The sequence below is a fragment of the Paenibacillus thiaminolyticus genome (assembly GCF_007066085.1).
GTDB classification, from domain to species: domain Bacteria; phylum Bacillota; class Bacilli; order Paenibacillales; family Paenibacillaceae; genus Paenibacillus_B; species Paenibacillus_B thiaminolyticus.
This window is the reverse complement of the sequence record NZ_CP041405.1, coordinates 260,048-273,336: the sequence shown is the minus strand read 5'-3', so window position 1 is coordinate 273,336 and position 13,289 is coordinate 260,048. Positions and strand designations below refer to the sequence as shown.

General features: G+C 53.7%; 10 protein-coding genes. 4 read left to right on the top strand and 6 right to left on the bottom strand.

Going from position 1 to position 13,289, the window contains the following annotated elements:
• Positions 1-154: 154 nt before the first annotated feature.
• Positions 155-886 (bottom strand): LytR/AlgR family response regulator transcription factor, encoded by a 732-nt coding sequence (locus FLT43_RS01145; protein WP_087443723.1) that lies wholly within the window; start codon positions 884-886, stop codon positions 155-157.
• A gap of 857 nt (positions 887-1,743) precedes the next feature.
• A complete protein-coding gene (locus FLT43_RS01140) occupies positions 1,744-2,280 on the bottom strand; it encodes an NADPH-dependent FMN reductase (RefSeq protein ID WP_087443724.1) in 537 nt (178 codons plus the stop codon).
• Positions 2,281-2,626: 346 nt separating this feature from the next.
• Between FLT43_RS01140 and trhO the strand changes: the two genes are divergently transcribed.
• Genes trhO through FLT43_RS01125 form a run of 3 tightly spaced genes read left to right on the top strand, consistent with a single transcriptional unit; the run spans position 2,627 to position 4,478 of the window.
• A complete protein-coding gene (gene trhO / locus FLT43_RS01135; RefSeq protein WP_087443725.1) occupies positions 2,627-3,526 on the top strand; it encodes an oxygen-dependent tRNA uridine(34) hydroxylase TrhO in 900 nt (299 codons plus the stop codon).
• Between the two features lie 17 nt (positions 3,527-3,543).
• On the top strand, positions 3,544-4,209 hold the full coding sequence (locus FLT43_RS01130; protein ID WP_087443726.1) for a helix-turn-helix transcriptional regulator: 666 nt from the start codon (positions 3,544-3,546) through the stop codon (positions 4,207-4,209).
• The gene (locus FLT43_RS01125) at positions 4,206-4,478 is read left to right on the top strand and encodes a YuzB family protein (RefSeq protein ID WP_087443727.1); all 273 of its coding nucleotides are present in this window, start codon (positions 4,206-4,208) and stop codon (positions 4,476-4,478) included. Before FLT43_RS01130 ends, FLT43_RS01125 begins: the two co-directional genes overlap by 4 nt.
• Positions 4,479-4,540: 62 nt before the next feature.
• Here the strand turns inward: FLT43_RS01125 and FLT43_RS01120 are convergent, their stop codons facing one another.
• On the bottom strand, positions 4,541-6,622 hold the full coding sequence (locus FLT43_RS01120) for a serine hydrolase domain-containing protein (protein WP_087443728.1): 2,082 nt from the start codon (positions 6,620-6,622) through the stop codon (positions 4,541-4,543).
• Positions 6,623-6,799: 177 nt separating this feature from the next.
• A complete protein-coding gene (locus tag FLT43_RS01115) occupies positions 6,800-7,612 on the bottom strand; it encodes a GNAT family N-acetyltransferase (protein ID WP_087443729.1) in 813 nt (270 codons plus the stop codon).
• A 454-nt stretch (positions 7,613-8,066) separates the two neighbouring features.
• Here FLT43_RS01115 and FLT43_RS01110 point away from each other — a divergent pair, with 454 nt between their 5' ends.
• Positions 8,067-10,115: a serine hydrolase domain-containing protein gene (locus FLT43_RS01110; protein ID WP_087443730.1), complete on the top strand. Its 2,049-nt coding sequence runs from the start codon at positions 8,067-8,069 to the stop codon at positions 10,113-10,115.
• A gap of 172 nt (positions 10,116-10,287) precedes the next feature.
• On the opposite strand, the gene FLT43_RS01105 is transcribed toward FLT43_RS01110, so the two are convergent.
• Positions 10,288-11,877, bottom strand: a complete 1,590-nt coding sequence (locus FLT43_RS01105; RefSeq protein WP_244194283.1) for an alkaline phosphatase family protein — start codon at positions 11,875-11,877, stop codon at positions 10,288-10,290.
• A 256-nt stretch (positions 11,878-12,133) separates the two neighbouring features.
• The gene (locus FLT43_RS01100; RefSeq protein ID WP_255321568.1) at positions 12,134-13,246 is read right to left on the bottom strand and encodes a GNAT family N-acetyltransferase; all 1,113 of its coding nucleotides are present in this window, start codon (positions 13,244-13,246) and stop codon (positions 12,134-12,136) included.
• Positions 13,247-13,289: the final 43 nt, after the last annotated feature.

Genomic DNA, 13,289 nt, shown 5'->3' with positions numbered 1-13,289 from the left:
TGACCCAGCCCCGGCCATGCCCTGCAAAGCATTATAAAGGAAAGCGTTTGTTATGTGTTTATTTGGCACTTATCATGTCGAAATGGACCGTCAAGATGTATGATCCGGCACTTAACGTGCACTCTTTCATCCTCTGTGGCTGCCTGATCCGGTCTTACAATTCAAGTGCCCGGCGGAAAGCCTTGACGTAATTGCGGCTTACGGATACAAATTCGTCCGCCCCGGACAGCTCAAGTTGATAAGCGCCATTGAACCAGGGAATAAGCCGCTTTGCAAAATGCAAATTCACAATATGGCTCTTATGAATACGCATGAAGGAATGATGGCGCATTCGACTCTCCAGTTCCTTTAAAGAAGTCTTCATGTGATATTCTCGCGTTATCGTGACAACTCGGGTTACGCCATTCTTATGCGTGATAAAAATGATATCCTTCGGATTGATATAAATGATCTCCTGTTCCACCTCAACCGCAAGCTTGCTTCCTATTTTTGGCGGTGGCGGCGCGTGTGGCGGGCAAGTCCATTTCTCCAGCCGCCTGACGGTGTCCGCCAGATGTTTTTTATCGAGCGGCTTCAATAAATAATCAAACGCTTCCAGACGAAAAGCTTCTGCTCCGAACTGTCTGTTTGCGGTCACGAAGACAAGCCGCGGAACATCCTTCATGTTGGCAATCGCCTTCGCTGCCTCAATCCCGCTCATAATTGGCATCGCAACGTCCAGAAAGATTACATCCGGCTGCAATTGAATTGCCCGCAAGACGGCTTGTTCCCCACTGTCTGCCACGCCTACAATTTCTATAGTTGAATGCTGCTTCAATAAATAGATTAACTCGTCACGGCTATGTCGTTCATCATCAACTACCAACGTGCGAATCGGGGGCATCATAAGCCTCACTCCTTCTTGCTTTACTATGTAACTTGTCCAGAGAAATCGGAAGGACACCTTGGTCCCCTTCTCCTGATTTCTTTCTTTTCGCAATGCCACCTCCTTGCCAAGCTTCAGTTATCAATCTACATTAGCGGTGAAGACATGCTCAATCCCGAGTCTGAATGCTTATATGTTTGATCTTCCTAACTATACTAATTTTTACCTTTCTAGTCAGATCCAAAAGGTAGCAAAGCTCTTGGCCTATATTATTTTTGTTAGTTCGGGATTTTGTAGTAGAAACAACAACGGACGGTTTGTTATTGTTAATAATTCGTCAGTTTCAATTTGTGAAGGGTTGGGGGGGGGACTTATGGTATAAATTCATCCCGAAGGATTACATGGAGTGGTTGTAAGAATTTTCCTTTTTATCCCCCTTATCTTCTTCAATTGAAACGTAGCCGTATTATAATGTTTCTCGGGCGGATTTAAATCTTCATTTTTGTATTTGCAGAAGGTATTAAAGGGTAGAAATATGACATGCACTACTAAGGAGGAAAAAAAAGCCAAGACCTAATCGTCTTGACGTCTACTCCGATAACAGTACCCATATTTCTGCCGCTACCGGCACGGTAACATTTGCGGCAATCACCTACGCAGCAGTCCGGAAGGATTCATATTTGCGGCGAGCTTCATTGCATGCTCCAGGCACTTCTCGCGCAAATAACCGTACGCACGTCGTGCCGTATTGTTCCTTGAGAGCCGCTCTGCCTTCTTATCCTGCTCCTGCTCCAACAGGAAGGTCTGGGTAATCCGCAGACACGATTTCCATGCCGGAGTGGGTCACCAACCGCTCAATGGCTCCCCTGCAGCGAAGCTCAGCCTTTCAGCTTCTGGTTCATGAATACGACTTCACGGGCCAGTCTGTCCAGGCGGCCGCGAATATCCGGATCGGCTATCTGCCGCTCCGCGTTGAAATGATCGTCATGCAAATAGACGTAGCTTGGCGCGACGAACGCCCGCAAATAACCGGCGATTGGCTTCAGCTGATTCTCGACGACGAGGTAATGCTGGTACGTGCCGCCCGTGGCGACAAATCCCATCACTTTATTGTACAAAGCCGTGGTCGGAACCAAGTCGAACAGATTTTTCAGCACGCCCGTGATCGAGGATTGGAAAATCGGCGTCCCGATAATATAACAATCCGCGGAAGACACGATATCGATGACGGTCCTCGTATCCCCCGTATACGCTGACGGATCTCTCCCGTCGCAGAACTGGACCTGATAATCCTTCATATCGAGATATTCGGTCTCGATCTCGGGATCGAATTGCTTCGCCGCATTCAGCACGCTCTGCACCGCGATCCCCGTCTTAGAACCAACGATCGTTCCTGATATACCGAGTAATTTCATTCCCGAACACTCCCTCTCTTCTGCCGACCGTGACGTGGTTCGACATCCATATCATGGTTTTGATACTTTTGCAACATTAATGTATAATAATTATGATACACACTCATTGGATTTGTCAATTCGAGAGCGCCCGGACGTCTCTGTGACATCCGGGTTCACTTATAGATACATTATAAACTTCTATGTTGACTATGTATGTATCGTTCGTTAGAATAAGTCTATTGTGATTGACAAGCATTGGTAAGCTGTATTATGCAGTGGAACTGCGGCGGAAGGTAGAGGCCCCTCCTCTCTCTTCCGCTCTTCTTGTTGACGACTCTGATAACGAAAGGATTGAGTACGCACGATGAAAGACTATCGAGTGCTTCTTTTTTATAAATATGTTGCGATCCCTGACGCGGAAGCCTTTGCGGCCGAACATCTGCAATATTGCAAGGATCTCGGCATCAAGGGGCGTATTTTGATTGCCGACGAAGGCATCAACGGCACGCTGTCCGGAACGGTGGAACAGACCGAACGGTATATGGCGGATATGCACGGCCATCCCCTGTTCGAGGATCTCTTGTTCAAGGTCGACAACAACAACGGGCATGCCTTCAAAAAGCTGTTCGTCCGTCACAAAAAAGAACTGGTTACGCTGCGCTACGATCAGAAGCTTGACCCGAACACCGACGGCGGCGGCCGGCTCAGTCCGGCCGAGTTCCAGCAATATTTGCAGCGTGACGATGTCATCGTGCTGGACGGGCGGAGCGGCTATGAGTATGATCTGGGCCATTTCCGGAACGCGATTCGACCGGACGTGGACAGCTTCCGGGAATTCCCCGACTGGCTTCGGGACAATATGGAGCAGCATAAAGACAAGACCGTCCTTACGTACTGCACGGGGGGAATCCGGTGCGAGATGCTGACCGCCGTCATGCGCAAGGAAGGCTTCGAGGATATATATCAATTGGACGGCGGCATCGTAACATATGGCAAAGACCCGGTTACGCAAGGCCGGCTGTTCGATGGCAGCTGTTATGTGTTCGACGAACGGATCTCGGTTCCGATCAACCATACGGACGAGAACGTCGTCGTGGGCACCTGCTATCACTGCGGCCAGCCGAGCGAAAATTATATCAACTGTACGGATGATACCTGCCATCGCCAGCATCTGTGCTGCGAGGCGTGCCAAGCCGAGCACGAAGGGTATTGTTCGGAGGAATGCCGGCAGCATGACTCGGCCTCCGCGGCAGCAGCCCGTTAACAAGGCGGTGATGGCTCATGATGGATAACGCTCCGCTACCGACGCGCGAGAAAATCATGCAAATGCTCAAGACGGATGGCGAGCTAAGCGCCAAAGCGATGAGCGAGCGGCTGGGCATCACCTTGATGGCTGTGCGGCGGCACCTGAATACGCTGGAGCGCGATCATTTGATCGAATCCGGCACCGTCCGCCAGCCGATGGGACGTCCGATGTCCGTCTATCGTTTAACTCCAGGCGCCGATGATTATTTTCCGAAGAGATATCATGCCGCAGCCCTTGAGCTCCTGGCCGAACTCGCTCAAGATTCCGGCGAAGCCGCAGTGAACCGCCTGTTCGATCTCCGGCAGCGCTCCCTGTACGATCAATACGAGTCCGGCCTGCGCGGGAAGAAGTTGGCCGACAAGGTCGCGCTGCTGTCCGATATTCAGAATGAGAGCGGCTATATGGCCGAATGGGATAAAATAAGCGAAAGCGAGTTCGTCTTGACCGAATACAATTGTCCGATTGCCCGGATTGCGAACCAATATAATCACGCCTGCGCTTGCGAGCTGGGTCTGTTCGCAGACTTGCTCGGCGCGGAAGTGGAACGGACATCGTGCCTGGCTAGCGGAGACAGGAAGTGCGTCTATAAGATCAAGGGGGCCGAAGGCGGAATCCGGTCAGCCAGGGGGGGAACATCATGAACAATATGGGCTTCGTCATCGTGGAAATCTGCGCCAATAACGGCATCAATTCCGACGCTCTGGAAGCGTTCGAAGCGGAAAATCCCGACATTGCCGTCCTGCGTATGGAATGTCTGTCGCTGTGCGGCCTGTGCGCCCGGCAGCCTTATGCGCTCGTCAATGGCAAGCGCGTTACGGCCCGTTCCGTGAACGAATGCCTTGACCGTGTGAAGGAGAAAATCACCGCAGAGCTGGATGAATATGCAGAGGAAGATGGGTACGACGAATAATGGAAACGCGAAAAAACCAGTAAAACACATCTTCTTGTGTCTTACTGGTTTTTTAGGTGCGGTTATTTCAAGGCGATGCCGAATTCCGAGCCCGGAGCGCCAGCAAACACGATTGTGCCGTTCTCCGGCAGCGTCACTTCGTTATTGCCGCTGACGACCGTGAAATTCACGCATAGGCCTTGCTCGTCATAGACCGCAAACGCGCCCTTCTTCGGCAGCGCGACGGTCATCGTCTTGCCTGCGGCCGCTTTCGGAACCGTGAACCATTTGGCGTGCCCGTTGGCATGCAGCGTGAGCTTGGATTCTTTGCCCGCGTAGAGCGGCTTTACTTTCGCCTCGCTCACATGTAATCTTCCAGCCCCTTCCATATATTCGACGCCATCCTGCGTAAAGAAGCGGGCTTCCGCCATATCCCGGCCTGCCATTCCCGGGATTTGAAGCTGGCTCGCCGCCGTGTTCGGACCTGTAATTTTTTTGTCCCCCAGATAGCCCGGCAGCTCGTCAGTACGGGTAATCTGTACCGTCGGCTGCATAATGAGATACATGAGGGAAGTATACTTCTCGTTCACGGGATAGAACGTCATGCCTTCCCGCTTCGCCCATGCCTTGGCCGTCTCCTTCGGCAGTTCATTGTCTTCCAGCTTCTCGGCCGCATAATGGGATATGGCAAGCTGCCCCAGTCCCGGCATCGTCACATATTCGCTCATCCACAAGTAGGTGCGTCCATTCTTCTCGGTTACGAAGCTGACCTTGGACGTTCCGTTTTCATTGACGAAGCTTCCATCCGCCGTATACACATATTTTTCCTTCGAATTGTCCATCATAAATGTCAGCGGCAAAGACAGTTCTCCGTCCTTTTTGATCTCAATCTGGATATGCTGGCCTAAGGTGCCGTAATAACCTGCATGCTTCGCCACCTCTGCGGGCATTTCCGCCTTCACCGTCTTGCCGAAGGATTTCTCCGGCTTTATCGTTTTGATTACGCCCTTCTCTTTCAATGCTTGCAGCAGCAATTCGTTCGCCAGCAGCTCGTTCGTCGAGCTGGAACCGCCGGAGGACAGCACCGCTGCCGCCATCTTCTGCTCCGGAAGCACGACGAGGGAAGCGTGATACAGTATCGTGTCCCCGCCTTTGGCCAAGCCCTTCATTCCGTATTCGTTGAACGGGAACAGCTTCACGCTGTCCCAGCCGAGACCGTAGTTGAAGACATTATCCGCATCTCCCGGCCACAGGCCATTCTTGTATTCCTCCTGTGCCATCGCCTGTAGCGCCTTGTCAGAGAGGATACCGTCCGCCTGGCCCGTAAATAGTTGCGAGAATCGCACCAGATCTTCTGCCGTGGAGTAAATTCCCCCTGTCCCGATGACATTTATGGTTTCATTCGGAAGCTGTCCCTGGTAGACAGGGGAATAAAGCCCGGCCATCTTGCTTGCTTCCAATTCGTCCTGTGATGTCTTCGTATGGGTCATCTGCAATGGTTCGGTAAAATATTTATGAATAAATGCGGTAAAGTCCATGCCGCTGACTCTCTCTACCAAAATCTCGGCTAGCGTGAATCCGTCGTTGCAGTAGACCGAGAACGCTCCCGGATCCGCTTTCAGGCTCTGGGCGGATAATTGCTTCAGCAAGGTATCGTGCGCATAGGTGTCATTGTCCTCGAACAGGAAGGAGCTGCCGAGACTGGAGCCTTGAAGACCGGAGGAATGGTTCAGCAGCATGCGCGGAGTTATCTGCTTGTACCGTTCGTCCTTCATCGTGAAGTCGGTAATGTAGCGGACCAAGGGCGCATCGAGATCGATCTTCCCGTCGTCGGCCAGCTTCATGACGGCAGCGGCCGTGAACACTTTGCTCGTCGATCCGATGCCATACATCGTATCCTTGGTTAACGGCTTCTTCCCTTCCATATCGTTCATGCCGGTCTGGCCGGACACCATGATCTTGCCGTTGTCAATCAGCGCATATTGTACGCTGATCGTCCCGTACGATTCGGTGAGCAGCGCCGCCTTCTCGGCCGCGATCTTCTCCAAGCCCTGAGCCGCTGCCTCAGCAGCGCTGCTGCCGGACGGGGATGCCATCGCCGCTGACGGCGCGATCATCGACAGGGCAAGCGCTACGGCCAGCACCCAAGAGAGCCTTTTCTTCATTCCAAAATTCCTCCTTTGTGTGGATCTATGTATTAGTACGATCTGGCAGCGCGATCGGTTCAATCAAATAGGAAAAAGAAGGGCACGGCAAAAAACGCCCCTTCCTGATCCTCAGATACAGGAAGGGGCGCCGCCTGATGCCCGCATTCACGGGCCGATGTCAACGTTTATTCCACTCTACTCGATTCCATCCCCGTTCTCAAAGACCCGAATGGCGCATACCGGGCGGAAGCCTGCCCGTTTGTACAGGCCTGCCCCCGCTTCGGAAGCCTGCAGGACGATAAGCCCGTCATGCCAGGTCAAGATGTCAGACAAAATATGATGGAACATAGCAGAGCCGAAGCCTCGCTTCCGGTATTCGTCCAAGGTCGCGATATCGTAGATGCCGACACTGTCCCGGCTGCGGATGGTCGAGCCGACGGTGACAGGCGTGCCATCGTTCAACACTCCGATATATAACGCCATCTCAGGCCGGGTCCATAGCTGGGATTCGGCAAGCCGCTCATAGTACAGGCTGACATGCTTGGCTTCGCTGCTCTCTCCGAAAAGACACGACAAGACCGTTCCAAATCGCCGTACTTCCGCCGGAGTCCCGACCCGCTGCACGACAAAGCCCTCCGGCATGTACGCCTCCGGAGACAGGTCCTCCGCATACGCATACATGCCTTCATTGACCTCGGCCAGACTTAGCCCGGCATGTTCGATCGCCTGCCGGGCGCTTGCGCCCAGAGGCTCCCAGCACCATAGCGACATCGGGAAGGCCCGCGCCGCAAAATAATCTGTTATCTGCCGCACAGCGCACTCTGATCCGGCGTCACCTGCCCGCAGGACGCCAATATTGAACGTATCCGCGGGCATGCCGCAATCGACCAGCATATATTGTTCCGTGGTCTGGACGGCCATGCCTTCGCTCTCCCGCGCGACGAACGAGACTTTCTCCATAAAATTATGTTGAATATAAGCGGAAATCCGTTGATCCATTTCTTTCATTCCAACTCGCTCCTTAATATTTTAAATTCGTAAGGATCGCAAGTCTGCCGTCAAAACAGAATAGCCAGTCAGAATGAATATCGGCGATATTTTAACACTATCTCCATGCAGCTATCGCCATCTGTTTATCGTGCAGACGTTGCATGGAGCGATCTGAAGATGATGGCCGATGGAAAAAACATACGATCACCCTTTCTTGCGTTCGATGTAAAAGCGGTCAGGAGAATTGTCCCATCGCATGTTAATTATAAGGCCGTGTCCGATGAGGCGCAATTGGACAGGGCCAATCTCATATCTGCCCTGCCGCCCTGTGTCCTGCCGTACCCGGACAGACCGCATCCGGAAATCTTCACTTTCCATGCTTCCATATTGGGGGTTGAAAGTGACGCCACGTCACCGGATATACTCGAACAAGGCTTGATGAATAAGGCTCAGAGAAAGGGGAAAAGAAACAATGAAACAAGAAAAGACAGCCGCCCGCATTCTAGCGCTGGCGCTTGCCGCCGTCATGGCTTTCGGTCCGTCCGCTGCGGCAAAGGGGTCTGATCACATCGGAACGGAGGCGCAAGCGGCGCGATTCAGTCCAGGCGATCTGAAGCGCGTAGAGGCATTTGCAGATGAGTTTTTTGCAAGCGGTTCTTTCCGCTCGTCCGGCGCTCCCGGCGCAGTGGTTGCCATTGTGAAGGACAATCAGGTTCTGCTCAATAAAGGGTATGGCATGGCGAACGCGGAGACACGGATACCGATGACGGCGGATACGGTCGTCCGGATTGCCTCTATCAGCAAATCGGTTACAGCCACAGCGGTCATGCAGCTTGCCGATCAGGGCCGGATCGGGCTGGATGACAACATCGAAGCATACTTGGGCGAAGGGTTGAAGCTGAGTAACCCATTCAAGGAACCGGTCACGATCAAGCATTTGCTGACCCATACGACCGGCTTCGACTATACAGATATGGATATGAAGGATATCCATACCGATTTCGGCCAATCCACATCGATGGAGCAATATCTTCGGGAGCGTATGCCGTCCGTCGTGCGGAAGCCGGGAGATATGTTCAAATACGATAACTTTGCCAATCTGCTGCAAGGCTATATTGTCGAACAAGTCTCGGGGATGCCGTTCGAGCAATATATGGAGAACCATATCTTCAAGCCATTGGGCATGACGCATTCCGGCTTCGTCATGGATGCGGACACCCGCTCCTCCATGGCCGCCGGCTATGACTCTTCCGGGGCGGCAATTGCTCCGTACGCCTATACGCCGACCATCGCACCGCACGGAAGCATGCATTCGACCTCAAGTGACATGACCAGGTTCATGATGGCCCATCTGAACAGCGGCGAACTCGATGGCCATCGTATTCTATCTGGGTCAGCGGCGGAAGAGATGCACCGCTTCCACTATGCCATCCATCCGAAGAAGCCTAATATGACATACGGCTTCGAAGCGGCTTTGCATCCGCTGCATAACGGCCGGCACGTAATCGAGAAAGCGGGAGATACGGACGGATTCTCTTCGTGGATGTGGTTGCTGCCGGAAGAGAAAGTCGGCATCTTCATCGCCTATAATACGAAAAACTCTCATTTACGGGTGGAGTTCATGCAGGCATTTATGAATCGCTTCTTCCCGGAAGAGTCTGCCAAGCCGGTATTTCTCAAGCCGAGCCGGACGGAGCTGGAGCGGTTCGCCGGCCTCTATCGCGACGCGCGCAAAGGAATGAACTTGACCCGCATTGCCGCATCCGATGATGGCAAGCTGCTCGTCGAGGACACCGTCGGCGGCAAAGTTGAATTGCGGCAGATCGCCCCCCTGCTCTTCATCGATGACTATGGGCTAACTATGGCATTCAAGGAGAAGGAAGACGGAGCCATCGGATACATGATGTATCTGAATCCGTACAGCATGGCGATCAAGGCCCCGGATCAGCCCCCTGGCACCGGAACCGGCGTCCCGGCCGCTCAGCCGTACCGGGATGCGATAGAACAACTGCAGAAGTTGGGCGTGCTGGAGGGGCAAGAGGTTTATCCGCTTCGTGCCGAGGAAGCCGTAACCCGGGGTGAATTCGCCCGCCTGCTGATCGGCATGCTCGATCTGCCGCTGTCCAGGAGCGCGGCCGCATTCACGGATACCGCAGACAGCCCGTACCTGCGGCATATCAATACATTGGCCGAGCGCGGACTCATCAAGGGCACGGCTGGCGGCGCCTTCGAGCCGGATCGCATGATCAGCCGTCAGGAAGCGGCAGCCATCCTATGGCGGACGCTCATCCAGGCCGCTCCAGCGAAGCCTTCCGAAGCGGCACTTGCCGGGGCTGCCGATTCCTGGGCGCTGGAAGCGGTGCAGAGCATCGCGGCCCGCCAACTGTTCGGCCCGGATACCGCGCCGGGCGCAGACGGCCGCATCGATGTCCGGGCCACGGAGCCGCTGCTGCGCCAGGAAGCGGCATTTATGCTGTACCACGCCTTCCAGGGGTTATATCGCGAAGGCGGGTTGTTCTAGCTAAGAAGCAGCTCCCATGATTATCGGGAGCTGCTTCCTATTGTTATCCGTTATGGCTGATAAGGATAGGTTCGGCCTTCGTCGATTGCCCATACCGTCCCGAAGCTTTAGTGGAACCATTATACGCAATCAACCGCCTATTCCGAGCGCAAATTTTTCTTGGATTTTGTTCCTAACGCGAGAGCAATTCGAGCAAAAATGGCTTGAGGTCTATGATGCGCAAATGTTCCGGCTTCCGATCGGTTCCGCAAATAAGCAGCGGTACGAGCGACTCCTCGCTTCGCAGCGCTCCATGCCCCCCGCCGCCTTTATGCGTCGGGGAGCTTCTGTCCGCCAGCTCATAGCCCGGCTTTGCGGTTACGACGAGGAACTCTCCCTCATGGGAGTGCAGCGCCGCCGATAATCGCCGCAGTCCGTCAGGATAATGGCCGTAGCGAATCGTCTTCCCCGCGGAGTCAATTGTAAGGTCCATCACCTTGGCGTCCCCTTCGATTGCCCACGCCTGCCCATACGTATCGATAAACGGCCCGTCTGGACGGTACCGGATCTCCTGCCGCATGTTCCCGGGAACCGCATGCACCCAGCCGTGTTCCTTCCACGCGATCAGGTCGATGCGCGAATCAGAAGACAACGATTCGGCTATTGTTCGCAGCGGCTTGTCCTTGCCGTTCGTGTAAATATAGGCCATCGTCTCATTGACCGCGAGAATCAAGTCGGTCTTATCGGACACCTGTTCGCCCGGCCGCAGCACGCGATAATCGCCAAGAAGAGAAGGCAGCTCGATGATCGGATTGTCCCTGGCAGGCAAAATTGCCGTCATGCCGCTATCCCCTGCAATGACAAAGACCGCTTGCCGCAAAGCGTCTTCCATCGAGCCGAATTCCTCCAGCAAGGAGCGGAGATGGCGATCCGCTTCTTTGACGCCCTTCCGTTCTCCGGGTCCATGCTTGTGCATTTTCTGATCCAGATCCGGCAGATAAACAAACAAGAAATCCGGCAGTTGATTGGTGCGTATCAAATATTTCGCAGCCTCGACCGAATACGTATTATTGAATCCCATACGCCCGGTAATGCCATCGCGGAGATTGGCCACATCTTCGAACGGATTCAATAGGGCGCCAAGGGCCAACAGATCAGGTCCTGTCACCTCCATCTCCCGCGGCAAGGAGGCAGGCCTCTGAATCCAAGCCGGGATCGTTAAGGTGTGCTTCTTCGTTCCCCGGTAGATCAGCCCGTTAATCGAGCCGGCGGTCTGTCCTCGGCGTGCCAAGTCCTCATAGATGGTCGGGACTCGCGGATTCAGATGCGAGCCGTTCAAGTTCAGCAAGGCATCCGTCAATACCGGGTTGACGCCGTGCTTCATCACCTCCATCGGCCCCGTCCCATAATTAACGACAGTCTTCTCGGACGCGGAATACCAGGTCAGCCCCGGGATTCGATGTCCGTCAGGATACGTTCCCGTCAGCAGAGAGCTATCAATCGACACGGACATCGTCGGAAAGGAAGAGACCATGTTCTTATAGTATTGCCCGTGCTTGGTAAGAAATTGGAAAGCTGGCAGCTCATTTCGTTCGATGCCCCGATCGATAGCCTGCGACATTAAGGAATCGATCAACAAATAGATCACCTTTTTGGAACCGGTTCCTTCCATGGACTGCAGTTGTATCCGGTCTTCCTTCGGTTTCTGTTCTGGCTTGTGGCATCCGGGAACAATAACCAGGACGCAGAGCAATAGAAGCAGCCGGCTCATCTTGGTCCGCATGAATGCGTCACCCCACCCTGTGCATGAAGTAGGTTACGAGCCAATGACAGGCGGAAGTCTGGCCAATCCGCGAATACCGAGAGCCTTCCCCTGCCCGCTTGGCATGAATCACCTTATACAACTTATAGGGTGCGATATTCACGGGCTTTTATGCTGTTTTTTTGGAAAAGAACGCCGCGCGCAAACAAGGCAAGTTGTCAATAGCCCCAAAGGCTGGTGGCATTGGGAGACGGCCCTCGTCGATCAGACCCATTTCCTACAGAAATAAATACATTTCATATTGCTCAAACTTGTTCTTCTCGAAGCCTTTGCCTAGCAGGAAGCCTTCCAGCCCGTGGTTGTTCGGAAAGCCGATTGATAAGCCGGTCAGGTTGAGCATCCGGCTTCCTTCCCCCAGCATCGCCGACGCGATGCCTCGGCTGCGATAGGCCGGATCGACGTATAAGAAGCTGATTTTCCCGCTCTGGTTCACGCAGATTCCGCCTACCAGCTTCTCGTCCAGAAAGGCCCCGACGAAGGAGTTGTTTTCCGACAGCCGAATATAGTCGGCATCGTTCTGCCAATTGATATGAAAGTGAAGCCAATCCTGAATCTCTTGTTCAAACTGTTCATGCGACAGGCTCCTTACTTCCAGCCCCTCCACATGTGCCGCCGCCAATCCCGACAGAGCCTTCAGCTGATAATACGACAGATCATATATTTTACGGTAACCGAGCTTGCGGTAAAAATGGATCGCACGATCGTTCCCGACAATCACTTCCAGGAATAGCTGGGTGCAGCCGCAAGCGATCGCCTCCTCCTTATGCCGGGCGAACAGTTCCTTGCTGATGCCGCAGCCGCGGTAATCAGGATGAACGGCCAATGTCCCGCACCGCATCGTCTGGCGTCCTTCGTACAGCTTGACTCCTCCGAGAATCACCCCGACCGGCTTGTCGTCGTCCAGTGCGATGAAGGAATGCTCCGGCTGATTCCCTTCCGGGCCGAAGAATCGCTTGATGAAGTCTTCCTGCTTCATCTCCATCGGTACAATGTAGTCGGAAAATCCGATGCGGAACGCTTCATAAGTTAACTCCATTACCGTTTCCGTGCAGCGAGCATATTGAATCATCTGCAACACTTCCTTTAGCCATTTTTTGCTGGCGCCATCCAGCGCCTGAAGATCGCGAATCTCTGCGCGTCTCCCGTTCATATCCGTCAAGAGAATACGGTTCGCCCCGTGAAGCTCTACATGTTCATGCAGATTGTGCATCGTCATCCGCATCAGGCCGGCATCCGTCTCCAGCTGCCATATCCACAAATCATGATGCTGGCGAACCTGTACAATCCGGCCTCCTTCCGGATTACATCCTCTTCGAGCCTTCGTGCCGATACTCTGATGCCGTCTTATGTATCGATGCCCGCGCTCCTTCCGG

Excerpts from the sequence above, each read along its gene's own strand:
- FLT43_RS01105 (WP_244194283.1), bottom strand. The coding sequence starts at position 11,877 with ATGCGGACCAAGATGAGCCGGCTGCTTCTATTGCTCTGCGTCCTGGTT.
- FLT43_RS01140 (WP_087443724.1), bottom strand. The coding sequence starts at position 2,280 with ATGAAATTACTCGGTATATCAGGAACGATCGTTGGTTCTAAGACGGGG.
- FLT43_RS01120 (WP_087443728.1), bottom strand. The coding sequence starts at position 6,622 with ATGAAGAAAAGGCTCTCTTGGGTGCTGGCCGTAGCGCTTGCCCTGTCG.
- trhO (WP_087443725.1), top strand. The coding sequence starts at position 2,627 with ATGAAAGACTATCGAGTGCTTCTTTTTTATAAATATGTTGCGATCCCT.
- FLT43_RS01130 (WP_087443726.1), top strand. The coding sequence starts at position 3,544 with ATGATGGATAACGCTCCGCTACCGACGCGCGAGAAAATCATGCAAATG.
- FLT43_RS01110 (WP_087443730.1), top strand. The coding sequence starts at position 8,067 with ATGAAACAAGAAAAGACAGCCGCCCGCATTCTAGCGCTGGCGCTTGCC.
- FLT43_RS01115 (WP_087443729.1), bottom strand. The coding sequence starts at position 7,612 with ATGAAAGAAATGGATCAACGGATTTCCGCTTATATTCAACATAATTTT.
- FLT43_RS01125 (WP_087443727.1), top strand. The coding sequence starts at position 4,206 with ATGAACAATATGGGCTTCGTCATCGTGGAAATCTGCGCCAATAACGGC.
- FLT43_RS01145 (WP_087443723.1), bottom strand. The coding sequence starts at position 886 with ATGATGCCCCCGATTCGCACGTTGGTAGTTGATGATGAACGACATAGC.